General features: G+C 71.6%; 20 protein-coding genes. 9 read left to right on the forward strand and 11 right to left on the reverse strand.

Features of this window, described 5'->3' with window-relative positions; genetic code table 11:
- Positions 1 to 72: 72 nt before the first annotated feature.
- From F603_RS0104885 to F603_RS0104905, 5 genes are all read left to right on the forward strand, one after another.
- Positions 73 to 264, forward strand: a complete 192-nt coding sequence (locus F603_RS0104885) for a hypothetical protein (protein WP_019544898.1) — start codon at positions 73 to 75, stop codon at positions 262 to 264.
- A 100-nt stretch (positions 265 to 364) separates the two neighbouring features.
- Positions 365 to 2,086 carry a sensor histidine kinase gene (locus tag F603_RS0104890; RefSeq protein WP_019544899.1) on the forward strand — a complete coding sequence of 574 codons (1,722 nt, stop codon included), beginning with the start codon at positions 365 to 367 and terminating at the stop codon, positions 2,084 to 2,086.
- On the forward strand, positions 2,083 to 2,769 hold the full coding sequence (locus F603_RS0104895) for a response regulator (protein WP_019544900.1): 687 nt from the start codon (positions 2,083 to 2,085) through the stop codon (positions 2,767 to 2,769). Before F603_RS0104890 ends, F603_RS0104895 begins: the two co-directional genes overlap by 4 nt.
- 166 nt (positions 2,770 to 2,935) lie before the next feature.
- Positions 2,936 to 3,721 carry an ABC transporter ATP-binding protein gene (locus F603_RS0104900; RefSeq protein ID WP_019544901.1) on the forward strand — a complete coding sequence of 262 codons (786 nt, stop codon included), beginning with the start codon at positions 2,936 to 2,938 and terminating at the stop codon, positions 3,719 to 3,721.
- 50 nt (positions 3,722 to 3,771) lie between these two features.
- Entirely contained in the window at positions 3,772 to 6,330 is a 2,559-nt protein-coding gene (locus F603_RS0104905; RefSeq protein ID WP_019544902.1) for an ABC transporter permease, read from the forward strand.
- Positions 6,331 to 6,399: 69 nt separating this feature from the next.
- On the opposite strand, the gene F603_RS0104910 is transcribed toward F603_RS0104905, so the two are convergent.
- The 6 genes from F603_RS0104910 to F603_RS0104935 form a co-directional block, all read right to left on the reverse strand.
- On the reverse strand, positions 6,400 to 8,664 hold the full coding sequence (locus tag F603_RS0104910) for a catalase (protein WP_019544903.1): 2,265 nt from the start codon (positions 8,662 to 8,664) through the stop codon (positions 6,400 to 6,402).
- Between the two features lie 1,284 nt (positions 8,665 to 9,948).
- Positions 9,949 to 10,167 carry an EF-hand domain-containing protein gene (locus F603_RS0104915; protein ID WP_019544904.1) on the reverse strand — a complete coding sequence of 73 codons (219 nt, stop codon included), beginning with the start codon at positions 10,165 to 10,167 and terminating at the stop codon, positions 9,949 to 9,951.
- Between the two features lie 55 nt (positions 10,168 to 10,222).
- Positions 10,223 to 10,729 (reverse strand): ATP-binding protein, encoded by a 507-nt coding sequence (locus F603_RS0104920; RefSeq protein WP_019544905.1) that lies wholly within the window; start codon positions 10,727 to 10,729, stop codon positions 10,223 to 10,225.
- A gap of 195 nt (positions 10,730 to 10,924) precedes the next feature.
- Complete coding sequence (locus F603_RS0104925; protein ID WP_037955310.1) at positions 10,925 to 11,701, reverse strand: enoyl-CoA hydratase/isomerase family protein; 777 nt, start codon at positions 11,699 to 11,701, stop codon at positions 10,925 to 10,927.
- Between the two features lie 53 nt (positions 11,702 to 11,754).
- Complete coding sequence (locus F603_RS0104930) at positions 11,755 to 13,023, reverse strand: L,D-transpeptidase (RefSeq protein ID WP_019544907.1); 1,269 nt, start codon at positions 13,021 to 13,023, stop codon at positions 11,755 to 11,757.
- Positions 13,024 to 13,246: 223 nt separating this feature from the next.
- Positions 13,247 to 14,602: a L,D-transpeptidase gene (locus F603_RS0104935; RefSeq protein WP_019544908.1), complete on the reverse strand. Its 1,356-nt coding sequence runs from the start codon at positions 14,600 to 14,602 to the stop codon at positions 13,247 to 13,249.
- A gap of 265 nt (positions 14,603 to 14,867) precedes the next feature.
- On the opposite strand from F603_RS0104935, the gene F603_RS0104940 reads away from it, so the two are divergent.
- Positions 14,868 to 16,178, forward strand: coding sequence for an MFS transporter (locus tag F603_RS0104940; RefSeq protein WP_019544909.1), 1,311 nt, complete (start codon positions 14,868 to 14,870; stop codon positions 16,176 to 16,178).
- Between the two features lie 265 nt (positions 16,179 to 16,443).
- Here F603_RS0104940 and F603_RS0104945 read toward each other — a convergent pair whose 3' ends face one another.
- A complete protein-coding gene (locus F603_RS0104945) occupies positions 16,444 to 16,647 on the reverse strand; it encodes a DUF397 domain-containing protein (protein WP_019544910.1) in 204 nt (67 codons plus the stop codon).
- A gap of 357 nt (positions 16,648 to 17,004) precedes the next feature.
- Here F603_RS0104945 and hemC point away from each other — a divergent pair, with 357 nt between their 5' ends.
- On the forward strand, positions 17,005 to 17,946 hold the full coding sequence (gene hemC / locus F603_RS0104950; protein WP_078503591.1) for a hydroxymethylbilane synthase: 942 nt from the start codon (positions 17,005 to 17,007) through the stop codon (positions 17,944 to 17,946).
- Between the two features lie 167 nt (positions 17,947 to 18,113).
- Here hemC and F603_RS0104955 read toward each other — a convergent pair whose 3' ends face one another.
- A complete protein-coding gene (locus tag F603_RS0104955; RefSeq protein ID WP_342665902.1) occupies positions 18,114 to 19,301 on the reverse strand; it encodes a helix-turn-helix domain-containing protein in 1,188 nt (395 codons plus the stop codon).
- A 118-nt stretch (positions 19,302 to 19,419) separates the two neighbouring features.
- Positions 19,420 to 20,478 (reverse strand): FAD-dependent oxidoreductase, encoded by a 1,059-nt coding sequence (locus tag F603_RS0104960; RefSeq protein ID WP_026328153.1) that lies wholly within the window; start codon positions 20,476 to 20,478, stop codon positions 19,420 to 19,422.
- Between the two features lie 135 nt (positions 20,479 to 20,613).
- Between F603_RS0104960 and F603_RS0104965 the strand changes: the two genes are divergently transcribed.
- Both F603_RS0104965 and F603_RS0104970 read left to right on the forward strand, forming a co-directional pair.
- Positions 20,614 to 21,201, forward strand: a complete 588-nt coding sequence (locus F603_RS0104965; protein WP_019544914.1) for a TetR/AcrR family transcriptional regulator — start codon at positions 20,614 to 20,616, stop codon at positions 21,199 to 21,201.
- A 409-nt stretch (positions 21,202 to 21,610) separates the two neighbouring features.
- Positions 21,611 to 23,212, forward strand: coding sequence for a M4 family metallopeptidase (locus F603_RS0104970; protein ID WP_019544915.1), 1,602 nt, complete (start codon positions 21,611 to 21,613; stop codon positions 23,210 to 23,212).
- Positions 23,213 to 23,328: 116 nt separating this feature from the next.
- On the opposite strand, the gene F603_RS0104975 is transcribed toward F603_RS0104970, so the two are convergent.
- Entirely contained in the window at positions 23,329 to 24,789 is a 1,461-nt protein-coding gene (locus tag F603_RS0104975; RefSeq protein WP_026328154.1) for a short-chain fatty acid transporter, read from the reverse strand.
- Between the two features lie 13 nt (positions 24,790 to 24,802).
- Positions 24,803 to 25,732, reverse strand: a complete 930-nt coding sequence (lhpI, locus tag F603_RS0104980; protein ID WP_019544917.1) for a bifunctional Delta(1)-pyrroline-2-carboxylate/Delta(1)-piperideine-2-carboxylate reductase — start codon at positions 25,730 to 25,732, stop codon at positions 24,803 to 24,805.
- Positions 25,733 to 25,787: the final 55 nt, after the last annotated feature.

Raw genomic sequence — 25,787 nt, forward strand, 5'->3', positions numbered from 1 at the left:
ATCTACCGGTAGCGGCCCGGGACTTCGTGGAGGACCCACCGCCCGGCCCGACACCGAGGCGAGGAGGATTCCGTGAGCAACCAGGAACGCCGCGAGCGGTACGCGAGGGCGCTGTACGCCACCCTCGGGTTCAGCGCCGAACGGCACCCGTGGGAGGGGCTGGCCGCGGCCCGGCGGGAGGTCTGGTACGTCCGGGCCGACGCCGCGCTCGCGTTGGCGGACGAGGAGATCGCCGAGGCGCTGGAGTCCGAGCGGCAGCGCTGAACTCCGAGCAGCGTCGGCCGAGGCCCTCCGGCTTCCGGCAGAGCACCGTCTCCTCCCCAGGTCGCAGCCGTACTCCGCAGCGACCACCGACAATTGACCGATGCCCCGTCTCCCCCGAAGCCCGTTCACGGCGCCCGGCGAACAGGGCCGCGGCGTGTGGCGCGCGCTCGCCGAAGTCGCCGGTGGCGTGCTGCTGATCTCCCTCGGCCAAGTCGTCGTCAGCAGTGCGGACGAGCAGCTCCCGCTGAGTCAGTACGCCCTCTCCGTCCCCGTGCTCGGACTCTTCGCCGTCCGCCGCCGCTACCCCGTCGTCAGCCTCCTCGGTATCGCGGCGCTCGCGGGCGCGCAGCCCGCCGCCGGACTGCCTGCCGCGGTCACCGCGTACACCGCCACGCGGCAACTCACGGCGCCACGGCACCGCACGGCCCTGCTGCTCGCCTCCACTCTCCTCGTCCTCCTGACGAGCACCGCCCTCGCCGCGTTCGCCGGCTCCGAGGGCCAGACCTCCGGTCCGGCCGTCGGCGCCGTCCTCGCCGCCACGGCGCTGCTCGTACCGGGACTCGTCGGCACCTCGGTGGGACAGCAGGACCGGCTGATGCCGGCGCTCAGGGAACGCGCCGCCGCCGCCGAGGAGGCCCGCCGGCTCGCCGAGAGCGAGTCGCGGATGCAGGAGCGGTCGCGGATCGCCGCCGAGATGCACGACCTCGTCGGCCACCGGCTCAGTCTCATCTCGCTGCACGCGGGCGGCCTGGAGATGGCGCTCCGCGACGAGTCGGCCGAGATGCGCGACGAGGCGGCCCTGGTGCGCCGGGCCACCGGCGACGCGATGCAGGAGCTGCGCGAAGTCCTCGGCGTCCTGGGCCCGTTGGGCCGGGACACCGGTACCGGCGCGCTCACCGACACGACGGGTACCAGGTCCGACATCGAAGCGCTCGCCGAGGAGTCGCGGAGCGGCGGCATACCCGTCGAGCTCACGTGGGAGGGCGCGGACCTCGACGACCGCCCGGCCCAGGTGCGCCGCGCCGTGCACCGGGTGGTCCGCGAGTCTCTGACCAACGTGCACAGGCACGCGGCCGGCGCCCACGTCACCATCAACGTCACGCACACCGGCGACCGCGTGGAGGTGCTCGTACGCAACGGGCGCGCGCCCCTGCAAGGTGCGGCGCAGCAGGGCTCGGGGCGCGGCCTCGTCGGACTGCGGGAGCGGGTCTCGCTGCTCGGCGGCGAGTTGGAGTCGGGGCCGACGCCGGCGGGCGGGTTCGCGGTGACCGCGCACATCCCCGCGCAGCCGGACCCGCACGCCGGCACCGCGGGCTCAGGGGACGCACGGCCGGAACCGGCCGAGCCCGGTGCCGAGCGCGCGCCCTCGGGTGTCCAGCGCCGCGTCGTCGGTGCACTCACCGGGCTGCTCGGCCTCACGGGCGTCAGCGTGATGATCCTCTTCGGCCTCTTCCTCGTGAGCGAGGCGAACCGGACCCCTCAGGCCGCCGAGGAGGTCGAGCCCCGGATCGGCATGCACCGTGAGGAGTTGGGCCCGTCCCTCTGGGACGACACGGGGGTGCGGGCGGCAGCGACGGGACACGAGCCGGCCCGCCCCGAGTCCGCGACGGAGTGCATCTATCCGATGGTGCCGAGCGAGGACTTCCTGCCGCTGAGCGAGGGCGCGGGGATGGGACCCATGGAGTACGCTCCCTTCGACGCCCAGGAGGGCCCGGGTCAGCTCAGGATCACCCGATACTGCTTCCACGGCGACGAGTTGACCGCGATCGACCGCTTCAACGTGCCGGTGGTGTCCCAGACGCCATCGTGGGAGTCCCCGTGACCGTGCATCCCGACCGTCCGATCCGTGTCCTGCTCGCCGACGACGAGACGATGATCCGGCACGGCGTCCGCCTGATCCTGCGCCATGCGGAGGGGATCGAGGTGGTCGGCGAGGCGAGCGACGGCGAGGAGGCCGTGCGGCTCGCCACCGAGGCAAAGCCCGACGTCGCACTCATCGACATACGGATGCCCGTGCTCGACGGGCTCGCCACGATCGACCCGCTCCTCGCCCTGCAGCCCCGCCCCCAGGTGGTCATGCTCACCACCTTCGGCGACGAGGAGAACGTGACGCGCGCGCTCCGCTCCGGCGCCACCGGCTTCCTCCTCAAGGACGAAGGCCCGCAGGAGCTCATCAGCGCGGTGCGCTCCGCCGCCGCAGGGGACGCCGTCCTCTCCCCCGGCGTCACCGGAACCGTCATCGAGCGGATGCTGAGCGGTAGTTCGGACGCGGCGAGCCCGCCGCGCGGCACCGCCCCCGAGCAGCAGCTCTCCGAGCTCACCGGCCGGGAGCGCGACGTGCTCACGCTGCTGGGCGGCGGGCTCGCCAACGTCGACATCGGGCGGCGCCTCGGCATCGGCGTCGGCACCGTCAAGACCCACGTCAGCGCCATCCTGGAGAAGACGGGCACCGACAGCCGGGTGCAGGCGGCGGTGCTGGCGTACCGGACGGGCCTGCTGTCCTGAAGGACTCTGCCCGAAGACAGAGTTCCGGATAGGCCCCGAGGACCACACGGCCCTGCGGGCCCGACCTTCGACAGGGGCTCCACTCGGTCCCTGAGGCCGACGGATTCGGCGTACGGCGCGCGGAGGATGAGGGGCAGTCAACCTCCCCGCCCACTCTGGAGCCGCCATGTCGATGCAGGCAGCCGTATCCGCGTCCGTCCACTCGCCCCAAAGCTCGGCCGCCGCCCGCGCCACCGAGCTGAGCAAGGTCTACGGCGAGGGCGAGACCCGAGTGGTCGCCCTCGACTCGGTCTCGCTGGAGTTCGAGCGCGGCCGGTTCACCGCCATCATGGGGCCGTCGGGCTCCGGCAAGTCGACGCTCATGCACTGCATGGCCGGTCTCGACTCCGTCTCGGGTGGCTCGGCGCGGATCGGCGACACCGAGCTGTCTCGCCTCAACGACCGACAGCTCACCCGGCTCCGCAGGGACAGCGTCGGCTTCGTCTTCCAGGCGTTCAACCTGCTGCCGACGCTGTCGGCGTCGGAGAACATCACGCTGCCGATGAGCATCGCCGGCCGCAGGCCCGACCCCCAGTGGCTCGACACGGTCGTGCAGACCGTCGGTCTCTCCGGCCGGCTGGACCACCGTCCCGCCCAGCTCTCCGGCGGTCAGCAGCAGCGCGTCGCCGTCGCGCGCGCCCTCGCGTCCCGGCCCGAGATCATCTTCGCGGACGAGCCGACCGGCAACCTCGACTCCCGCTCCGGCGGCGAGATCCTCGGGTTCCTGCGCAACTCCGTACGGGAGTTGGGCCAGACCGTGGTGATGGTCACCCACGATCCGACGGCCGCCGCCTACGCCGACCGCGTCGTCTTCCTCGCCGACGGCCGGCTCGTCGACGAGTTGTTCACGCCGACCGCCGAGAGCGTCCTCGACCGGATGCGGCGCGCAGGCACCGCGGGCCGCACGGACTGACCCGGCCGCCTGCTCCCGCCGACCCGCCGCTCTCCACACCAGGACCCCTCATGCTGCGTACAGCTCTGCGCAACCTCATCGCGCACAAAACCCGACTGATCATGACAGCGCTCGCGGTCGTGCTCGGTGTCGCGTTCGTCTCCGGCACCCTCGTCTTCGGCGACACCGTGACCCGGGCGCTCCGCGGCGCCTCCGCCGACAACCTCAAGGACGTCGCCGTCTCCGTACAGGCCGAGTCCGAGTGGGAGTCGGAGAGCGACGCGGTCGAGGACCGCTCGACGGCGCTCACAGGCGACCTCGCCGAGAAGGTGAAAGACGTCCCGGGCGTCACCTCGGTGCGCCCCACCGTCAACGGCACCGCCACTCTCGCCACCAAGGACGGCCGGCCGCTCAACGCCGACATGAGCTGGCAGAACCTGGCGACCAACTACGCACCGGACGACCACGACCGGGACAGCCGCTACCCCCTCAGCACCGGGCGCGCCCCCACCGGCGAGGACGAACTGCTCCTGGAGCGCCGCACCGCCGAGAAGGCCGGCTACGAACTGGGCGACACGGTCCGCTTCGCCGTCAACGGCCCGGCGCTCACCGGCCGGTTGGTGGGCACCGTCGAAACCGACGACCCTCGCGTCACCGCGGGCGGAAGCCTCGTCCTCTTCGACACGGACACGGCGCAGCGGCTCCTGCTCCAGCCCGACCGGTTCGACGAGCTCGCCGTCGGCTCGGCGCCCGGGACCGACAACCGGCAGCTCGCCCAGGAGGTCTCCGAGGTCCTGCCCGAGGAGAGCATCACGGCCACCAGCGGGGCCGAACTCGCCAAGGAGCAGGCCGACGACATCGTCCGGAGCACCGGCGAGATGACCAAGGTGCTCATCGCCTTCGCGGGGATCGCGCTCTTCGTCGGGATCTTCCTCATCGCCAACACCTTCACGATGCTCGTCGCCCAGCGCAGCCGCGAGACCGCGCTGCTGCGCGCCGTAGGGGCCTCGCGCCGCCAGGTCGTCCGTGCGGTGCTCATCGAGGCCGGGCTCCTCGGGCTCGTCGCTTCCGCCGTCGGGTTCGCGCTCGGCATCGGTATCGCGACCGCTATGCGGCCGCTTCTCAACATGGCGGGCGCGGGGCTGCCGGACGGGTCACTGGTGATCTCCGCGGGCACGCTCGTCTGGTCGCTCGTCGTCGGAGTCGGGGTCACTGTGTTCGCCGCGTGGCTGCCGTCCCGGAAAGCCGCGAAGGTGGCGCCTGTGGAGGCGCTGAGCACCGTCGACCAGGCGCCGCCGAAGCGCAGCATGGTGTTCCGCAACTCCCTCGGCGGCGTGCTCACCGGCGCGGGAGTGCTCGTCATGCTGCTCGTCTCCACGCAGGAGGGCGGCGACGACTCCAACCTCCTGGCCGCCGCCTTCGGTTCGGTGCTCACGCTGATCGGCATGATCGCGCTCGCCCCGCTGCTCTCCCGCCCCCTGGTACGCCTCGCCGGCGCGCTCACGTCGCGGCTGTCCGGTGTGAGCGGCATGCTCGCCAGGGAGAACGCCCTGCGCAACCCCCGCCGCACCGCTGCCACCGCCTCGGCCCTGATGATCGGGCTGACGCTGATCACGGGCATGAGCGTCGTCGGCAAGTCCACCCAGGCCGCCCTGGAGGACGACGCCGTACGGGGCATGACAGCCGAGTACAAGGTCTCCGACGCCGACTTCAACGGGATCGAACCGGCCCTCGGCGCGAAGGTCGACGACGTCCCGGGCGTCACGGCGAGCGCGCCCCTGACCTCCTCGACCCTGATGGCCGAGGACGAGTTCGCCACCGTCACGGGAGCCGACCCGAAGCGCCTGGAGCGCGTCACGGACCTGAAGTTCACCAGCGGCTCGCTCGCCGGGGTCGGCCCCGGCGAGGTGGCGCTCTCCGAGGAGTACGCCGAGAAGACGGGCCTGTCGCAGGGCGACACCTTCCGGGCCGAGATCGGCGCCGAGGACTCGCAAAAACTCACCGTCGCCGGGGTCTACGAGTCGACGCGCGTGGTCGAGGACGTACTGGGCACCTACGACGACGTCCTCCCCTACTCCGAGGGCGGCAAGCTCGACAGCGTCCTCGTCGGCACGGCCCCCGGCACCGAGGGCCTCGACCAGGACATCCGCGAGGCGCTCGGCAACAGCCCGCTCCTCCAGGTGCAGGATAAGGAGCAGTTGACAAAGGAGGAGGCCGGCCCGATCGACCTGCTGCTCAACATGATGTACGGGCTGCTCGGCATGACCGTCGTCATCGGCGTGCTCGGCGTCGTCAACACCCTTGCCATGTCGGTCTTCGAGCGCACCAGGGAGATCGGCCTGCTGCGCGCCATCGGCCTCGACGACCGGGGCGTCAAGCAGATGGTGCGCCTGGAGTCGGTGGTGATCTCGCTCTTCGGCGCGGCCCTCGGCGTCGGCACCGGGATCTTCCTCGCCTGGTCGCTCGGCAGCCTCACCGGCTCCTCGCTCACGACGTACGAGACGGTGCTCCCCTGGGCGCGACTCGGCCTCTTCCTCCTGCTCGCCCTGGCGGTGGGCGTCCTCGCGGCGGTCTGGCCGGCCCGCCGGGCCGTGCGCCTCAACATGCTGCGGTCGCTCAACGCGGAGTAGCACGACGGAGAAAGGGGTGCCGCGGCGTCCGGCCGCGGCACCCCTCTTTCTCCGTCACACGGCGTCCCGTCACGCCCCCGCGGGGAACCTCTCCCAGACGCGGTGGCGTTCGAGGAGGGCCACGATCTCGTCGAGGACGCCGGTGCCGTTGGTACCGGTGACGACGCCCGGCGCGTCGGCGGGGACGCCGGCCGCCTCCAGGACGGACTCGGCGCCGCCCCAGAAGCCGATCGGCTTCGCGTGCCGGAACGCCTCGGCGACGAGCTGCGGTACGCGCCCGTCCGTACGCTCGCCGCGGGCCGGCGGGCCGACCTTCGCGTCGCGGGCCGGGTAGCCGTCGCCCGCCTTCGACGGGGTGCCGGCGAGGAGGATCGCGTCGAACTCGATCGAGCGGGCCGTCGTGAACGTGCGCTGCACGGTGAGCGAGTCGCCGAGGGTTCCGCCCTTGGGGGCGATGACGAGGGGCACCATGCTGGCCTCGCCGATCCTGCGTACGACGGCGGCGAGTTCGTCCAGGTCGCTGCCGGGGTCGGCGATGATGCCGACGACGCGCCCGTCGACCGGCCAGCTCTCGCCCACCTGCGAGAGGGCCGGGCTCGGCTCGACCGAGGCGGCCCTGTCCGTGGCGGCGGGCGCCGGGAGCCCGAGCCCGTCGGCCACCTGGCGGCACAGCTCCTCGTCGACGTTGGCGAGGACCTTCAGACCGCGCTCCTTGATGGGCTGCTCGTAGCACTTGCCCAACTCGAAGGTGTACGCGGCGATGAGGTGTTCCTTCTCCACGGCCGAGAGGCTGAGCCAGAACCTGCGGGGCTGCGAGAAGTGGTCGTCGAAGGAGGAGGCGTGCTCGCGCACCTTGCGGCCCTGCGGGATCTCCTTGGGGATCTCGATGTCCGCGCCTTGGCCGGCGCCCGCGATGAACGGGCAGCCGCCGTCGAGCGAGTTGGGACGGTAGGGGGCGACGCCGCGGTGGACGGCCGTCTGGTGCATGCCGTCGCGCAGCATGTCGTTGATCGGCGCGTGCGGGCGGTTGATCGGGATCTGCGCGAAGTTCGGGCCGCCGAGGCGGGTGATCTGCGTGTCGAGGTACGAGAAGAGCCGTCCCGCGAGCAGCGGGTCGTCGGTGATGTCGATCCCGGGGACGAGGTGGCCGACGTGGAAGGCGACCTGCTCCGTCTCGGCGAAGAAGTTCTCCGGGTTCCGGTTGAGGGTGAGCAGGCCGATCGGCTGCACCGGGGCCAGCTCCTCGGGGACGATGTTGGTCGGGTCGAGCAGGTCGATCCCCTCGAACATCTGGTCCGCGGTGTCGGGGAAGGTCTGGATGCCCAGCTCCCACTGCGGGTAGGCGCCGGCCTCGATCGCGTCGGCGAGGTCCCGCCGGTGGAAGTCCGGGTCCACCCCGTTGGTGATCTGCGCCTCCTCCCAGACCATGGAGTGGACGCCGAGCCGCGGCTTCCAGTGGAACTTGACGAGGGTGGTCTCGTCCGAGTCGTTGACGAGCCGGAAGGTGTGGATACCGAAGCCCTCCATCATCCGGAGGGAGCGCGGGATGCCCCGGTCGGACATGTTCCACATCGTGTGGTGGGTCGCCTCGGTGTGGAGCGTGACGAAGTCCCAGAAGGTGTCGTGCGCGCTCTGCGCCTGCGGGATCTCCCTGTCCGGGTGCGGCTTGCCCGCGTGGATGACGTCGGGGAACTTGATGGCGTCCTGGATGAAGAAGACGGGGATGTTGTTGCCCACGAGGTCGAAGACGCCCTGCTGCGTGTAGAACTTCGTGGCGAAGCCGCGGGTGTCGCGGACGGTGTCGGCGGAACCGCGCGAGCCGAGCACCGTGGAGAAGCGGACGAAGACGGGGGTCTGCACGCCCTCGCGGAGGAAGGCCGCCTTGGTGACCGAGCTCGCCGCGCCGTACGACTGGAAGACGCCGTGGGCCGCGGAACCGCGGGCGTGCACGACGCGCTCCGGAATCCGCTCGTGGTCGAAGTGCATGACCTTTTCGCGGAGGTGGTGGTCCTGGAGGAGGATCGGGCCGCGGGGTCCCAGCCTGAGGGAGTGGTCGGTGTCCGGGACGCGGTCGCCCTGCGCGGTCGTCAAGAAGGCGCCGTACTGGTTGCGTTGGTCCTCGTCGCCGCTCTCCCTGCCCGTCGGGCTGACCGCCTCGGGTGCGCCCTGGTCGGACTTGGCGGGCAGCGGCTCGCGTGGCGTCGTCGGCTCGTCCACGGGGGGCGTCTCGGGCCCCGGCTTGCCGGGGACGCCGCCCTCGGGGCCTGAGGCACCGCCTCGCAGGGCCTCGGCGATCTCGCGTGCCTTTTCCTTGAAGGACTCGGACTTGGCCATGGCTACTCCTCGAAGGTCGGACCTGTACGGCAGACGTCCGGCCCGCACACGCACCCCGCCACGACGCGAACGGCTACCCGGTACACCGAAGCACCCGCGCCCGGCCGCGGGCCGCCGCTGAGGTCCCGGGCGATCCGCGCCCCCACGAACGGCGGACTCCTCCCCGCACTGCGCGGCGGCCCCGTGCCCGCGGTCGTCCACAGGCGCGGGAACGGGCTCCTCGGCGAGCGGCTCGACCTGCCGCGGGGTCGTCACGTGCACCTCCTCCGGGTCGGCTCGGGCGTGTGCGGACCCTCGGCGTCCCGGAGGAGCACCGAGAGACGGCGCCCGAGTGCCCGGTGGGTGCGGCGGTGAATCCGACGTCCGGGTGCTGCGCGCGGGCTGCCACGGCGGCTCTCGCCGTACCGTCGCCTCCGTGCCGCGTGCCGGTCCCGCGGCACGTCAACTCCCCGGTGGTTGCCGTCCGTTCGACGTCGGCACCGTCGAGTGCCGACGTGTCGTGGGCGTCACCGGGGCTCGGCACCCGTGCCGTCGGCTGTCAACAAGCGGGACACGTAGGGATGTTGCGTCCGGTACGGGTTCCGGCCGCTGCTACTCGGCCCGGCGACGCCGTACGTGGGACACCAAGCGGGTGCCGGCTGCCGCTGGGGAGGATGCCATCTGGATCGGCAGCAGCACGGAGCTGACCGTTCTCGGCATGCCGGCGTGCAGTCCCGCGGTGTGCGGGTCGACGGCGGCGCGAGGGGCGGGGTCGTGCGCGGCCCTCCGCAGAGCGCGCGCACGCCGCCAGGGCCTCGGGACTCGGTGATCAGGTACCCCTGCTCCGAGCGGACGGCGAGGCGCGCGCCGCGCGCGGTCTGCGCCGGCACGCCCCTCCGGGTCGGGTCGACGGGCCTCGCCTCCAGCGTCCAGCCCTGCGGCCCGGCGTCGCCGCCCTCCGATGTCTTCGACGAGAGCGGCCTTCGGACCGCACCGCGTCGGCGCCTCCGGGTGGTTCCGCGACCACTGCCACACGTCGCCGAAAGCGGTGCGGTCGGGTGCTGCCGTCGAAGGTCTCACCCGTTGGCGCCGCCGTAGAGGGGCGGGGTACGGCGCGGGGATCGGGCGACCCCGGTTGCCCACGTTGAAGCCGCCCCGTCCTGTGCCGATGGCGGTCGGGCTCGGTCCCGTCGGCGCAGGACCGCGAGCGTCGCGGAAGCGGCGGTCGCGGCCGTCCGGGGACGGTGCGTACCCGGTCCGTCGAAGCGCTTCCGCCGCATGGGCTTCGGTGGTGACCGGGCGGCGTCAGCCCGCCGACTGACGGGCCGTCCAGAACTCGTCGAACGAGAGGAGGCCGTCCCCGTCCGTGTCGCTCGCGGCGAGGAGGGAGGCCGCGGCCTCCGGCTCCATGCGGCTCCCCGTCGCCTCGCTGAGGACGGTGCTGAGCTCGCCGGCGCTGACGTATCCGTCGCCGTCGGCGTCGAACGTGTCGAAGACGCTCCGGGCCTCTTCCCTCTCGGACATGGCAACTCCCTTGGTGTGTACGGCCGTCGGTGGACGGTCGCACCCTAGTGGAAGCTCAGCGGTCCTGGAGGCGGAGCTCGAACCAGGTGGTCTTGCCGTACGGCTGGAGGTCGACGCCCCAGCGGTCGGCGAGGGTGTCGACGAGGTAGAGGCCCCAGCCGCTGGTGTCGAGCTCGCGGACGGGGAGGCGGCAGGGCAGGCCGCGCGAGGGGTCCTGCACCTCGACGCGGACGGCGCTCCCCCGCCGCAGCATCCGCAGGCCGAAGACGTGCGCACCGGTGTGCCGGACCGCATTGCCGACGAGCTCGGAGACGAGGAGGACCGTCTGCTCGGTGCGGCCGGGCGGCGCCGCCCACCGCAGCCGCATCGCGCTCTGCGCCAACTGGCGGGCGATGGCGGCCGATTCGGGTCGGTTCGGCAGCCGCACCTCGGCCGCTGTGGGATCGCCGACGAGCTGGAGCAGGTCGCCGGCCGGCTCCTCGATCGCAGCGGCCCCGGCGATCGGTGGTGCACTGCCGGCTGCGCTCGCCACGTCTCCCTGTCCCGCCATGCGCACCATCATGGACGCACCCGGAGCCGCCCGGGGTTGGTTCGGACGATTTGCCGTCTGTAATTGCAGAATGGCCGAACGCGTCACTCTGCGTACGCGCCATCAGGCGGCGCAGAAACGGGAGTTGACCTGGATCGACGGCCCCTCGCCCCGGACAGGGCGAGAGGCCGCGACGACCACCGACGGCGACGGAGAGCAGCCCCCGCCTCAGGTGAAGTCGGCCTTGCCCGGACCGTTCTCGACGAAGCTGCGCATGCCGATCGCGCTGTCCTCGGTGGCGAAGAGCCCGGCGAACCAGTTGCGTTCGAGCGCCAAGCCCGTGTCGAGGTCGGCCTCGAGGCCCACGTCGATCGACTCCTTCGCCGCACGCAGCGCCATCGCCGGGCCCCGCGCCAGCTTCGCCGCCCAGGCGTGCGCCTCGGAGTGGACCTCGTCGTCGGGGACCACGCGGTCGGCGAGGCCGAGCGCGAGCGCCTCGTCAGCCTTGACCTGACGCCCCGTGAAGATGAGGTCCTTCGCCCTCGACGGACCCACGAGCCGCGCAAGGCGCTGCGTGCCGCCGGCGCCGGGGATGAGGCCGAGCTGGATCTCCGGCTGCCCGAACTTCGCGCGCTCGCCCGCGATCCGCACGTCGGCGCAGAGTGCGAGTTCGCAGCCGCCTCCGAGCGCGTAGCCGGTGACGGCCGCGACGACGGGCTTGGGGATGCGGGCGACGGCGGTGAAGGAGTCCTGGAGCCTGCGCGACCTCGCCACCATGTCGGCGTGGCTCATCGCCTCCATCTCCTTGATGTCCGCGCCGGCGGCGAAGACCTTCTCACCGCCGTAGAGCACGACGGACCGCACGTCCTCGCGCCGGCCGGCCTCGTCGGCGAGCTCGTGCAGCCGGTCCTGGAGGGCGGTGTCGAGGGCGTTCATCGGCGGACGGTCGAGGCGGACGGTTCCGACGCCGTCGGCCACTTCGAGGCGCACAGTCTCCACAGTCATGCGCGCAGGCTACCGGGGCGTCGCCACCCGTCCCACGGGAGGCGGCTCCGCGCTCAACCGTCGGCCTTCCAGCTCTTCCAGTCCATGTTCCAGACGTTGAGGCCGTTGTCCGGCTTGATCGTCTCGTCGTTGGAGTTCTTCACCTCGACGACGTCGCCGACGAGCGAGTTCTCGTAGAACCAGGCACCCGGGGTCGAGGAGCTGTTGCCGCCGCGCTTGTCGAAGAGGCCGACGCAGCCGTGGCTGGCGTTGACCTGCCCGAACTGGCCCTGCGGCGTCCAGTAGTTGCCGTGGATGAAGGTGCCCGAGGTGCTCAGCCGCATCGCGTGCGGCACGTCCTTGATGTCGTACTCGCCGCCGAAGCCGACCGTTTCGCCGTTCATGCGGGTGACCTTGTGCTTCTCCGAGATCACCATCTTGCCGTTGTACGTGGGGTTCTCGTCGGTTCCCGAGGTGATCGGGATGGTCTTGATCTTCTTGCCGTCGCGCTTGACGACCATCGTCTTCTTCTTCGCGTCGACGACGCTCACCTGCTGCCTGCCGACCGAGAACTTCACCGTCTTCCGCTGCGTGCCGTAGACGCCGTTGGCGCCCTCGACGCCGTTGAGGTCGAGCTTGAGCGTCACGTCGGTGCCGGACGCCCAGTACTCCTCGGGGCGGAAGTCGAGGCGGCGGTCGCCGAACCAGTGCCCCTCGATCTCGACCTTCGGGTCCGCGGTGACCGAGACGGCGCGCTCCACCGCCTCGCGGTCGGCGATCGAGCGGTTGAAGTTGAGGGAGACCGGCATCCCCGCGCCGACCTTGGAGCCGTCCTCGGGCGTGAAGTAGCCGACGAAGGTGTCCTTGGGGACGACCGTGCTGAACGTCGCGTGCTTCGCGGACTCGCGGCCCTCCGCGTCCTCGGCGAGCACGTCGACCGTGTACTTGGTGCCGGTCGCCAGGTGCCGGTCGGGCTTCCACAGCGAAGCGCGCTTGCGCAAGGTGCCCTTGACGGTCTTGTCCTTGTCGTCCTTGACGGCGACCCGGGTGAGCTTCCCCTCGGTCACGCCGACCTCGAGCGCGCCCGACGTGGCGACGCCGTCGCTGCCGTCCTTGGGTGCGATCTCCACCACCGCGTCCGACGTGCCGTCGTCCTTCCCTGCGCCGCCGGGTGCCTTGTCGTCGGCCGAACTGCCGCCGCTGCCGCACATGGTGAGCGTGAGCACCAGTACCAGCAGGAGGACGAGGAGACCGACGGCCGAGCCGCCTATCCACTGGAGCCGACTGTCCTCGCGTATCGCCGACGGGTTCAACTTCTCCTTCGCCAACGTCTTCAGGTCCAAGACGGCGCCACCCCTTATTTCCCGTCACGCTGCTGCGCACCCCGCGTGCGCCCCCGACCGCGTCGGGCCGACAGGTAACCACACCGCTGCGCGGGGCCGCTGCCCGCGCGGTGTCACCGTTCGGTCGCAGTTTCCCGGGAGGGGCCTCCACCCTCGCGGTACCGCCCTCAACGGGCCTTTTGTCGCCGCGAGGCGGTACGGCGCCCTGTCCTGTGCCGAGTCCTCAGCCGAGCGCCGAACCCTCTCGCCACTCCTGCCACGAGAGGTTCCAGCCGCCGAGTCCGTTGTCGGGCGCGAGGGTGCGCTCGGGCGAGCCGACGACCTCCACGACATCGCCGACGAGGGTGGATTCCCAGAAGGCCCCGGCCGGCGACTGCGCGTCGCCCTTCCGGCCGTCGCGGAGCCCGATGCAGCCGTGGCTGGTGTTGCGGGACCCGAAGACGCCGTTCTTCGCCCAGTAGTTGCCGTGGAGGAAGGTGCCGCTCTCGGAGAGGCGCAGCGCGTGCGGCACGTCCTCGATGTCGTACTGCCCGCCGAAGCCGACGGTGCTGCCGTTCATCCGCGTCGTGCGGTGCCGTTCGCTGACGACCATGCGGCCGTTGTACGTCGGGGTGTCCTTCGCCCCCGCCGTGATCGGGTAGTCGGCGTGGGGGCGCCCGTCCCGCAGGACGGTCATCCGGTGGGTGCGCACGTCGACGGTGCTGCGCTGGTCGCGCCCGACCGAGAAATGCACGGACTTGCGCTGCTCGCCGTAGAGGGAGGGGCCGCCGCGGACACCGCGCAGCCCGAGGTCGAGGGTGATCCGGCTGCCGGGGCGCCAGTACGTACGGGGGCGGAAGTCGAGCCGGGTGCGGCCGAACCAGTGCGGCTGCGCCTCCTGTTGGCGCGAACCGACGCTGACGGCGCGCTCCACCGCCGCCCGGTCGGTGATCGGCCTGTCGAACCGCAGGGAGACGATGGTGCCGGTGCCGACGGTCTGCCCGTCCTCGGGGAAGAAGTGGGCGAGGAAGCGCTTGTCGCGCGGGCGCGTGGTGAAGCTCGTGGCGCGGGTGTGGCGGCTGCCGTCCGCACCGCGTGCGACGGCGTAGACGCGGTAGCGGGCGCGGGGTTGCAGCGCACCGTCGAAGCTTCGCGCCGACTTGCGCCCCCACGCGGCGCCCTGCGCCTCGTCCGCCCGCAGCGGGCGCCATCGCCGGCCGTGCCCACCGATCCGCCCGGGCACCGCAAGCCCGTCGGAGGCGCGGACGACCCGGACCGAATCGAGCCTGCCCCGGGACACGGAGACTTCCACACGCTCGCCCGTGCGCACGCGCGCGCCGTCGCGCGGGGTGACGCGGATCGACTCCTCGGCGGGGTCGGGGGCCGCGCCCAGGAGTCCGCAGCCGGCGGCGAGCGCGCAGAGTGCGCCGGCGGTCGTGGCGAACAGGCCACGGCGCAGGGCGCGTCGGCGGCGCGGCGACCGCGCGGGTGACCGGCCGCGCTCCGGCGCCCCGCGTCCGGTCGTACGCGCGAGAGCGCTCCGGATGTGGAGTGCCATCCATCCGTGCCGGGGTCGCCCGGGGCCCGCCGTGAAGTCCATCGCTCCGCCTCACCGTTCGCTCGCGCCGCCTGCACGGTGGCTCCGTGCAGGTCAGCAGCCGTCCGGCTCAACGAACATCGACGAGCGGGGGATACGAAGCGATCAGGCGGTATGCGAGCCGTACGGCGTACGGCTCAGGCACCGCTCGCGGGTACGGTGCCGAGGCGGCAACCTGCTTCACCAGGACGCCAGTTGGGCGGCTCGGGTGACACTCCGCCGGAAAGAACTGGACGAGCGGAGCAGGTACCCGCAGACTGAGCGTCCTGTGAGCGACTCCCCTCCCGAAGCCCCCTCCGCCGGACCAGCGACCGCGGCCCCCGAGCACGGACCGACCCGGCCCGATCCGCTCGACGCCACCGCCCGCTCCGACGGGACGGGCAACCGCCTCTGGTCCCGCAACTTCCTCCTCTTCTTCACCGCACGCGCCGTCGCCAAGCTCGGCGACACGATGCTGCCGGTCGCGCTGTCGGCCGGGCTCATCCAGCAGGGCCACGGCGCCGGCGCCATCGGCGCGGTGCTCGCCTCGCTGAGCCTCTTCCTCGCCGGCTTCGTCATCTTCGGCGGCGTCTTCTGCGACCGCTTCAACGCGCGGGCGCTGATGGCCGGTTCGGACCTGGTGCGCGTCGCGACGCAGACCGTCGCCGCCGTGCTCTTCCTCAGCGGGAACATCGTCCTCTGGCAGATCTGCGTCATCGGCGCGATCAACGGCATCGCGGGCGGAATGTTCGAACCCGGCGTCGCGGGCACGGTGCCGAAGGTCGCCAGGGACGTGCAGGGCGCGAACGGACTGATCCGCACCGCCGAGTCGCTCGCGATGCTCGCGGGTCCCGCGCTCGCCGGGCTGCTCGTCGCGCTCGTCTCGCCCGGCGGCGTCTTCGCCGCGCACGCGGGCACCTACGCGCTCAGCGCCGTCTGCCTGCTGCTCCTTCGGCTGCCTCCGGACGCGCCGGGCGGAGCGCGCCGGCAGCGCACCGGTTACCTCACCGATCTCGCCGAGGGCTGGCGGCACTTCAGGGCCCGCACCTGGATGTGGGCGGTGATCGTCGTGTGGATGGTCTTCATGCTGACCGCCTGGGGACCGCTCGTCCCGCTCACCGCGGCGGAGATCGTGCCCACCGCCGGCTCCGGCGCGTACGGCCTCGTCAACTCGGCGCTCGGCGCGGGTACGGCCGCCGGCGGACTGCTGGCGCTGCGCATCAGGCCGCTCCGCCAGCTCCGCGCGGGCTCCGCCGCGCTGTTGGGGTGCTGCTGCTTCCCCGCGGCCGTCGGTGCGGGGCTGCCCGTCTGGGCGATGATGGGCGGCGCGGCCGTCTCCGGCGCCGGCATGGGGTTCTGGAGCGTGATGTGGGCGACGAGCGTGCAGACCCAGGTCCCGCCCGAGGTACTCAACCGCATCCACGCGCTGGAGGTGGCGGGCTCACTCGCGATGCTGCCGGCCGGGCAGGCGCTCGCCGGGCCTGCCGCGGGGCTCCTCGGCTCCCGCCAAGTCCTCCTCGTCGGCGGGGCGATGGCCCTCCTCGTGGCGTGCACGCTGCTCTCCGTCCCGGCGGTGCGGAGGCTGCGGCGGGTCGTGTGAGGCGGCGCTGCTCGGCCGTCCTGCCTGGGGCTGGTGATCCCCGACGCCCCTCAAGCATCGCCGACGGCCCGGCGGCGGCATGAAGGACGCCGAGCCCCCATGACCGAGCAGCACCAGGACCGGGCCGCCGTCGCCAGCGAACTGAGCGTCTGCGGAGGAGCGTTGGGGTCGGGTTCGCCCGGGTCGCCGAGCTGAAGCGCTCCCGATGGCCGGACGACAACGCCCCCGCCCCGGCGCGATGCCGGGGCGGGAGGGCGTTTTTTGCTCAGTCGAACTCTCCGGCCCTTACGCCAGCGATGAAGGCCGTCCATTCGTTTTGCGTGTAGAACTGGATTCCGTCATCACGGTTCTTGCTGTCCCGGATCGCTCGGCCGCCATCAGCAGTCATGGCCACCTCGACACATTCCTGTTGCGCCCCCTGCGAAAAGCTGGACTTGCGAAACCCGGTGACGATCTCCTGGTTTTTCATGCTGTTACTTACTCACTTTCCGGTATCGCGTCGAGTTGCTCTCTCAGGAAGGACAGCGATTGCGTGGGCGTCAAAGCCGACGAACGCAGGGCCTCGAGAATTTTGGCGTGAAGCGCCATGTCGTCGAGATCTTCTATGAGGACGGTACTCCGAGATCGCACCACCCGAGGAAGCACGCATCACTCTTCAGCGTGAAGAACTCGACGCCTGGCGCTGGGCAAGCCGCGACGAGGCGGCATCACTGCTCCACCCCGCCATAGCCGCACGTATCGTGGGGCCGCTCCACTTCACGGGCGGCGCCGTCTACCGCGAAACACGACATGGAGAACCCCTGTGAGCGACTTCCCCGCCCGGACCCTGCGCATCGGCACCCGTAGCTCACCTCTGGCCCTTGCTCAGGTGCAGCAAGTGACGGATCGCCTGCACCAGCTCATGCCGGACCTGACCATCGAGACGGTACCGACCACCACGGAAGCCGACCGCTGGCACGGCGACCTGGCCCGACTCGGCGGAAAGGGCCTGTTCGTCAAAGCGATCGACCAGCAACTCCAGCGCGGTGAGATCGACATGGCCGTGCACTGCCTCAAAGACGTGCCCGGGGACCAGCCGATGCCGCACGGTCTGATCTTCGCCGCCATGCTTCCCCGCGGCGACGTGAGAGACGTGCTGCTCGTACCCGAGGGCTCCTCGGCCAAGTCACTCGGCGATCTACCGCCCGGTGCCACGGTGGCTACCAGCGCAGTGCGGCGGAAGGCGCAAATCCTCGCTCGACGCCCCGACTTGAACGTGGTGAGGGTCCGCGGCGCAATCGGCACTCGGCTGGACAGACTCGACCAGAAACAGGGCGACCTCCAAGCCGACGCCATGGTCCTCGCCCGTGCCGGACTCGAACGCCTCGGCCTGACGGACCGCATCGTCGCCGAGTTCCCCGTACAGGAGATGCTCCCCGCCGTGGGCGCCGCCGTCCTCGCCCTGGAATGCCGACGCGACGACGACTCCGCAACACGACTGCTGGAACGACTGAACCATTCCAGAACCCAGACGGAGGCGACCGCGGAGCGCGTCATGCTCCACGGACTGCGCGGACACTGCAACAGCCCGATCGCCGGACACTGCACCACCGAACCCGACGGCCAACTCAGCCTGCGCGCAATGGTCTTCGCCCGCGACGGAAGCAGGTTCGCGCACGCGCACGTCCGGGGCGAGACCTCCAACAACCCCGGCACCCTCGGCTCCCGCGTCTGCGCCGAGCTGCTACGGCAAGACGCCCGCGACATCATCGACGGCATTCCGCACTGACCCGCGACCGCCCCCCTGTGACCGCTCTCCCGTTGGCGGTCACAGGGGCTCCCTCGTGTCCGGACGGTCTGTCAGAGCCGAGTGGGCACCTGTTGACAAGCACTGTCCAGCTTCACCAACCTGCGGATGACCGTCCTCATGGCGCACTCCTGAGGGGCCCTGGGCGGTCAGGCCCCGTAAGAGTCCTCTGCCAGACTCGTGCGGACGTGCTCCAAGGCGTCCCGGAGCGCGGCGGGGAGGGCGGAAAGGTCCCGGGAGACCACCCGCTCCAGGTGGCCGAGGGTGACGCGCGACGAGATCTCGGTGACTGCCGGAACCAGCGTTTGGGCGGCCGTCTCCGCCTCGGTCCACGCGCGCAGGGACAGCAACGAATCGAGTAGCCACACCTGGGACACCAGGCCGTACCCGACGTGGTGGCCCGCCGTCTCGTCCGACGCCCGATGAAGGATCGGCAGCGCTTCGTCCCAGCGGTTCGTGAGGTTCAGGGCCCGGCCTTGCTGGCGGTCCACCTCCCGCTCCGACACCCACCAGGACCACGCAGGGGAGTCGGTGGGCGGGGCCTCTTGGAGGAGGGAACGAGCCCGCGCGAACGACTGGGCGGACCGGCGGCTTTCCCCTGCGCGCTCCAGCCCTTGGCCCTCGCGGCACCGGAACATGGCCTCCACGCGCGGATCGAGGCCGCCCCGTTCGAGGACGGAGCGGGTGAGGGACAGCTCTTCGCCTGCACGGCCCGTCCATCCCGCGAGCAGCGCCAGGTTCTGGAGCGTGAGGAGTTCGATTCCGCGGTCTCCGGAGCGTTGGGCGAGGAACAGCGCCTCTTGGCTGAAGCGCTTCGACTCGCGCGGCCGACCTTCGTTGAAGCACGCCCAACCGGCAATCTCCGCCAGCTCTGCGGCAGCCGACTGGACGTCCCGTTCGTGCGCGTCGCGGAGCCCTTCCCCCAGGCGCCGGAACACCGTCCTGAACGCCCTGGCCGCCGTCTCCGCGATGGGCAGGCCGTGGAGTTCGTTGTCCAATGCCACCAGTCGGCGATTCAACTCCCGAATCGTCGGCGCCAGTTGCTCGGCGGTCACACGGTGGAGCACGGGGAGGGGCTCGGGGAACGACGTTGGTTCGAGTCGCCCGGTCGTTCTCGTGGTTGCGGTGGAAGTCCCCAGGGCGGCGGAGAGCGCGGGCAGCCAGTCGGGAGGCGTACGGCGGCCGGTTTCGTACCGGTGGATGTCGTGCTTCGACAAGGAGTCCAGAGGTACGCCCGAGGACTTGCACGCTTCACGCGCCAAGCGGGCCCGGGTCCAGCCCAGCGCTTTCCGGCGGTTCCGGATGCTGTCTCCGACTGTCGTCCCCATAGCTCTCATTGTGGCCCACCCGGGGCATACCGGAAGGCACACCGAACGCCTCCGCGCCCGGGCCGCCGCACGTCCCGCGGTGGAAACGTCGCTCGGGCCCGGCCCCCCGTTCCGGGCCCGAGCGGGCTCAAGGAAGCAGCCTCACAAGCGAGTTGCGCAGCCCCGGGTGACGCGTCGCCATGAAGCGGTGGAGCGTACGGGAGCCGAAGGCGACGCGCTGGGCGGCGCGGCGGCGCTCGCGGTCGTAGGCGCGGAGTGCGGTCGGGAGTGCGGCGGGAACATCCGCGGTCGCGCAGGCGCGCGCGAGGGCCTCGGCGTCGAGGAGCGCCGTGCAGGCGCCCTGCCCGAGGTTGGGCGTCATGGCGTGCGCCGCGTCGCCGACGAGCGCGACGCCGCCGCGGGTACGGTCCCCGGCCGCCACGAAGCTCGGGAGCGCGGGGTGGAGGTGGCGCATCTCGTAGCGGAGCCAGGTGTCCGGGTCGGTCCGCGACAGGATGCGCGGGATCGGGTCGTGCCATCCGGCGAAGAGTTCCCTGAGCTCCTCGGGGGCGGTGACTCCGGAGGCGGTCGCGTACCAGTTGGTGCGTCCGGGCTCGATCGGGGTCAGGCCGAAGAACCGTCCCGCGCCCCAGGTTTCGCCGTGCACGGGGCTCTCGAAGTCGGCGATCCCGATCCAGGCCACGGTGCCGACACGGCGCTGGCGGCTCCGCTCGCCGAAGCACTCCCGGCGGACGGCGCTCCCGATGCCGTCGGCGCCGACGACGAGATCGTGGCGTTCGCGGAGTGCGCGCACGTCTGAGGCGGTTCTGCCGAACTCCAGGGCGACGTCGCCGGCCCGGTCGAGCGCCTCGAAAAGCGCGTCGAGCAGACGGGGCCGGGAGACGAGGAGTTCGGGGCGGCCGGCCTTCCGCTCGATGCGTTCGAGGGGGAGGCTCGCGAGTACCGTCCCGTCCGGCCTGCGGATGCGCGCGCCGCGGTAGGGCACGGCGCCGGCGTGGAAGTGCTCGCCCGCGCCGAGCCGTTCGAGCGCCGCCTGCGCCGTGGGGTGGATGCCGAAGGCGGCCCCGTAGCGCTCGGCCTCGCGCCGCCTCTCCAGGACGGTCACCTTCCAACCGGCACGGCGCAGGCCCAGCGCGGTGGCGACCCCGGCCACCCCGGCTCCGACGACTACTGCACTCTTCGCCATGCTTCCCCCCGTACGTCGATTCACCACACCTGTGGTACCACGCCTGAGGTAGCCTCGCCAAGCCCTCGTCTCCCAACTCCACGAGCACGGAGGAGAATCGACACCGCCCCGTCCCGACCGAAGAGGAGCACCACGGTGAACCAGGACCGCCGCGACCGTCTGCGCGACGCGGCGACGGAGGTGCTCGCCGGCGCCGGCGGGCGCGGCCTCACCCACCGCGCCGTCGACACCGCGGCCGGCGTCCCCGCGGGCACAGCCAAGAACTACTTCCCCACCCGTGACGCCATCCTCAGAGGCATCGCCGAACGCTGCCTGGAGCACTACCGCGCCGTCGCCGCGGCAGCCGGCCCGGCACCGGGCGACCGCGCCCAACTCGCGGCGCTGCTCAGAGCGCTCGTGGAGAACGTCGCGGGCCCCGGTCGCCCCAGGCTCCTCGCCTACGTCGAGCTCCAGGCCGAGGCCGCGCGCAGACCGTGGCTCGCCGAAATCCTCGACCCGATCGCCGCCTCGGACTTCACCACCTTCCACGCGGCCCAGCGCGCGGCCGGGCTCCCCGCGACACCGCAGCGCTCCGCCGTCGTCACCCTCGCGCTGCACGCCGCCATCCCCCACCTCCTCGCCGGCGGCCCCCGCACCCTGACCGCCGCCGGCCTCGACGACCCGGAGGCGTTCGTCGACGCCCTCCTCGACGCCGTCTACCCGGCCCCGGACGACGGGGCCTAGCGCCGCCGCTCCGTCAAGTCCGCGGCATTCTCACCGAGTTGAGCGCCCCGGCGCCTGACCGGGCCTCTCCGCGACGGGACGCAGTCGGCCTGCGGGACCGCGGTCCGGCAGGTACGGAAGGTAGCGCCGACGGACCGACCCGCGCCGGGCGACATCCCGACTCCGCACGCCAACTCGCCCCGCGCGCCCGGCGGTAGCCGTGTCCGTCATCCGTATCCGCCCGTCCCGTCAACGGACGCAAACCGGCCAACCTCCCCGGCGGCGGGCAACGCACCGGTGACATGTACGCGCCGCAGTGGCAGGCTGCCACGCGCACGCACTCGTACATGCGCGCGTCGCACCCGCACCTCAGTTCTGCCCGGACGGTCCCGAGCGACCGCCCGGCCCCCACGGCAGAAGGAGCCATCGCGTGAGAACCACCTCAGAGAAGCGACGCCTCACCCGGATGTCCGGCACCCTGCTCGCCGCCGGCGCACTGCTGGTCGCAGGCATCACCGCAGGCACAGCAGGCGCCGCACCGGCCGACTCGACCGCCCGGGACGCGCTCCCCGCGCACCTGACGGCCGCCCAGCACACGTCACTCGTCGCGAAGGCCGACTCCGGCTCCGCCGCGGAGGCCAAGGCGCTCGGACTCGGCGCCAAGGAGGAGCTGCGCGTCAAGGACGTCGTCCGGAACCGGGACGGCGCCACCCACACCCGCTACGAGCGCACCTACGACGGACTCCCCGTCATCGGCGGCGACTTGGTCGTCCACAAGTCCGCCGAGGGCAAGCGCACCGGCGTCACCAAGGCGACCAAGGCGGAGATCGCGGTCGCCACCACCACGGCGCAGGCGGCGCACAAACCGGCCACCCCGAAGGCGAAGGGGAGCAAAGCTCCCCGCAAGGTGATCTGGGCGGCCGAGGGCGAGCCCACCCTCGCCTGGGAGACGGTCGTCGGCGGCGTTCAGAAGAGCGGCGCGCCCAACCAACTGCACGTCGTCACCGACGCCGCGACCGGAGAGAAGCTCTTCGAGTTCCAGGGCGTCCAGGAGGGCACAGGCGAGAGCCAGTACAGCGGCACCGTCGAACTCGGCACCTCGGGCTCCGAAGGCAGCTACACCCTCACCGACGGCGAGCGCGGCGACAACGAGACCACCAACCTCGACGGCGGCACCAGCGGAGACGGCGAGCTCTTCACGGACGAGGACGACGCCTGGGGCGACGGCACCCCCGACGACCCGCAGACCGCAGGCGTCGACGCCCACTACGGCGCCTCCGTCACGTGGGACTACTACGCGGACGTCCACGGCCGCGAGGGCATCGCGGGCGACGGCAAGGGCGCGCGCAGCCGCGTCCACTACGGCGACAACTACGTCAACGCCTTCTGGGAGGACGGCTGCTTCTGCATGACGTACGGCGACGGCGAGGGCAACGCAGCGCCCCTCACCTCCGTCGACGTCGCCGCCCACGAGATGTCGCACGGCGTCACCTCGACGACGGCCGGACTCATCTACGCCGGTGAATCGGGCGGCCTCAACGAGGCGACCTCGGACATCCTCGCCACCGGCGTGGAGTTCAACGTCGACAGCGAGACCGACGTCCCCGACTACCTCATCGGGGAGATGATCGACATCAACGGCGACGGAACGCCGCTGCGGTACATGGACGAGCCGAGCAAGGACGGCGTCTCGCTCGACTTCTGGGACGAGAACGCGGGCGACGTCGACGTCCACTACTCCTCGGGCATCGCCAACCACTTCTTCTACCTGCTCTCCGAGGGCAGCGGTGCGAAGGAGATCAACGGGGTCGAGTACGACTCGCCGACCGCCGACGGCTCCGACGTCGAGGGCATCGGCATCGAGAAGGCCGAACAGATCTGGTTCAAGGCGCTCACCGAGCAGATGACCTCCACCACGGACTACGCGGACGCGCGCCGGGCCACCGTGGAGGCGGCGACCGACCTCTACGGCGCCGACAGCGCCGAGGTGTCGGCCGTGGAGGCCGCCTGGAGCGGCGTCAACGTCAACTGACCTCTCTCGCACGGAAGACGCCGCCCGCGGGGACTGTCCCGCGGGCGGCGTCGTCCGTGCCGGGTGGTGGCACGGCTCGGTCGGGGTCTGCCCCGGCCCGGCCTGTTCCTGATCGCTCAGGGCACGTCGGGCGGCGTGTAGCCGAGGGTGTACGACAGCGCGGTGAGCGCGACCAGCATGAGCGGGGCGAGGAACAGGAACTGCAGGAAGGTGAAGCCGACTATGTGGCGCGCGCGCAGCTTCAGGATTCCGAGGAGCGGCAGCATCCAGAAGGGGTTGATGAGGGTCGGCAGTGTCTCGGCGGCGTTGTAGACCTGCACGGTCCAACCGAGGTTCTGCTCCAGTCCGTTGGCCGCGTCCATCACGTAGGGGGCCTCGATGAGCCACTTTCCGCCGCCGGAGGGGATGAAGAAACCGAGGACGGCGGAGTAGACGGCGACGACCATGGGGAAGGGCGCCGCCGAGGACAGCGAGGTGAAGGCCTGCGTGAGGTAGTCGGCCACCGAGTCGCCCGCGCCGTTGGTCGGCCGGGTCAGGACGGCCGCGATCGCCGCGTAGACGGGGAACTGGATCAGTACGCCGCTGGTGGCGGGGACGGCCCGTGCCACGGCGGTGAGGAAGCTGCGGGGACGCCAGTGCAGCAGCATCCCTAGCATCAGGAAGAGCAGGTTGTACGTGTTCAGCCCGGACAGGGCCACGAGCGGGTCCGACTCCGCGAACTCCTGAACGGCCCAGCCGACCCCCAGCACCACCACGAGGACGGTCAGCAGCGGGCTGTACTCCAGCCACTCCCCCGGCCGCGAGCGGGGCGGCAGCCGGTCGTCCTCCTCGGCGTCGAGGTCCACCCCCAACGCATGGGCGCTGCGTACCTGTTCGCCGCGCGGTGCGGAGAAGTAGGCGATGGCGACGACCACGGGGATGAGGACCGCGGCGAGCAGCAGCGACTGCCACAGGAAGATGGTGTCCCGGAAAGGGATGACACCGGTGATGGGCATGAGGTTGTCGGGGATGCTGTCGGGGTTCGCCTGGAGCTGCGCGGCCGAGGAGCTGAGGCCCAGCGCCCACACACTGCCCAGCCCCATGAAGGCGGCAGCGCCGGCGGCCCGGTAGTCCACGTGCAGTTCGTCCCTGCGCGCCACGCGCCGTGCCAGGAGGCCCGCGAAGATGAGGCTGAAGCCCCAGTTCAGCAGGGCGCTGAAGGTGCTCACGGTAGCGATCAGCGCCACGGCACCCGGGCCGCTCGACGGCTTCGCTGCGATGCGGGCGATCACCCTGCGGGCCGCCGGCGCCGTGGCGACCACATAGCCCCCGATCGCGACGAAGGCCATCTGCATGGTGAAGGGGATCAGGTCCCAGAAGCCGTTGCCGAACTCGCGGGTCACCTCGGCAGGGGACGCGCCGATGGACAGTGCGCCGAGTGTCACGACGACGAGGGCTATCAGCGCGAAGATGAAGGCCTCGGGGAACCACTTCTCCGAGAAGTTCGAGATGCGGACCGCCAAGCGGGACAGCACCCGGGCCTCTTCCTTTCCGGCCCGGGGCTCGTTCTGACGGGACGCGGCCTGTTTCGAAGCCATGGCTACCTCTGCCTCACGTTCTCGTGTAGACGGTCGCGGCCGCGACGAGGTCGGTCAGGCCGGTGCCGACGGTCTTGAAGACGGTGACTTCCTCCGGCTGCCTGGGCCGCGGGCCCGGTGCCGCGCAGAGCTGGTCGAGGTCGGTGTGGACCTCCTCCTCGGTCAGAGCTCCTTCGGCGAAGGCCGTGACGATCTCGCCGGACTCCGTGAGTGCGACGGCGTGGTCGACGAACACGGTCGCGCGGGCCATCAGCGCGGAGTCGGCCTCGCGCAGGGAGGGTCGGAAGCTGCCGATGAGGTCCAGGTGGGTACCGGGGGTCACCCACTCCCCGCGGATGACGGGTTCGCGGGCCAGTGTCGCCGTGGTGACGATGTCGGCCTGGGCCACCGCCTCAGGCAGGTCGTCGACCGCGAGCGCGTGCACACCCCGCTCGGCGAGGGAGCTCGCGAGCGCCTCGGCGGAGGCGGGATCGTGCGGGTCGGCGATGAGTGTGGTCTCGATTCCGCCGCGCACAGCGCGGTAGGCGTCGTGGACCGCGCTGCCGATGTGACCGGTTCCGACGATCAGATGGACGCGTGAGTCCTCCCGTGACAGCAACGAGGCGCCGAGCGCTGCGGTGGCGACCGTACGGCGGCGGGTGAGTTCGCCTCCGTCGACCAGGGCCAGATGCTTGCCGGTCTCACCGTCCGCCAGGACGTAGGCGGAGGAGAGAGCTGGCAGGCCGTGGGCCGTGTTCCGGGGGAAGACGTCCACGAGCTTCACGCCCACGAACTCCCGGTTCCAGGCGGGCATCACCAGCAACGTGGCCTCGTCGCCCGAGCCCAGGGAGTAGTGCTGCCGAGGCGGCACGGTCGCGTCGAGGGCCATGCCGGAGCGCAGGGCCGGTATGAGGACGTCGTACTCCAGTCGGCTCGCTGTCTCTTCGGCGTCGAAGTACTGCATTGCGCGGTTCTCCTCGGGGTGGTTGTCGGGGTCGGGACTTGTTGGGACTGCTTGT

Origin of the sequence: Streptomyces sulphureus DSM 40104 (assembly GCF_000381025.1) — a bacterium.
In the GTDB taxonomy this organism is placed as follows: Bacteria; Actinomycetota; Actinomycetes; order Streptomycetales; family Streptomycetaceae; genus Streptomyces; species Streptomyces sulphureus.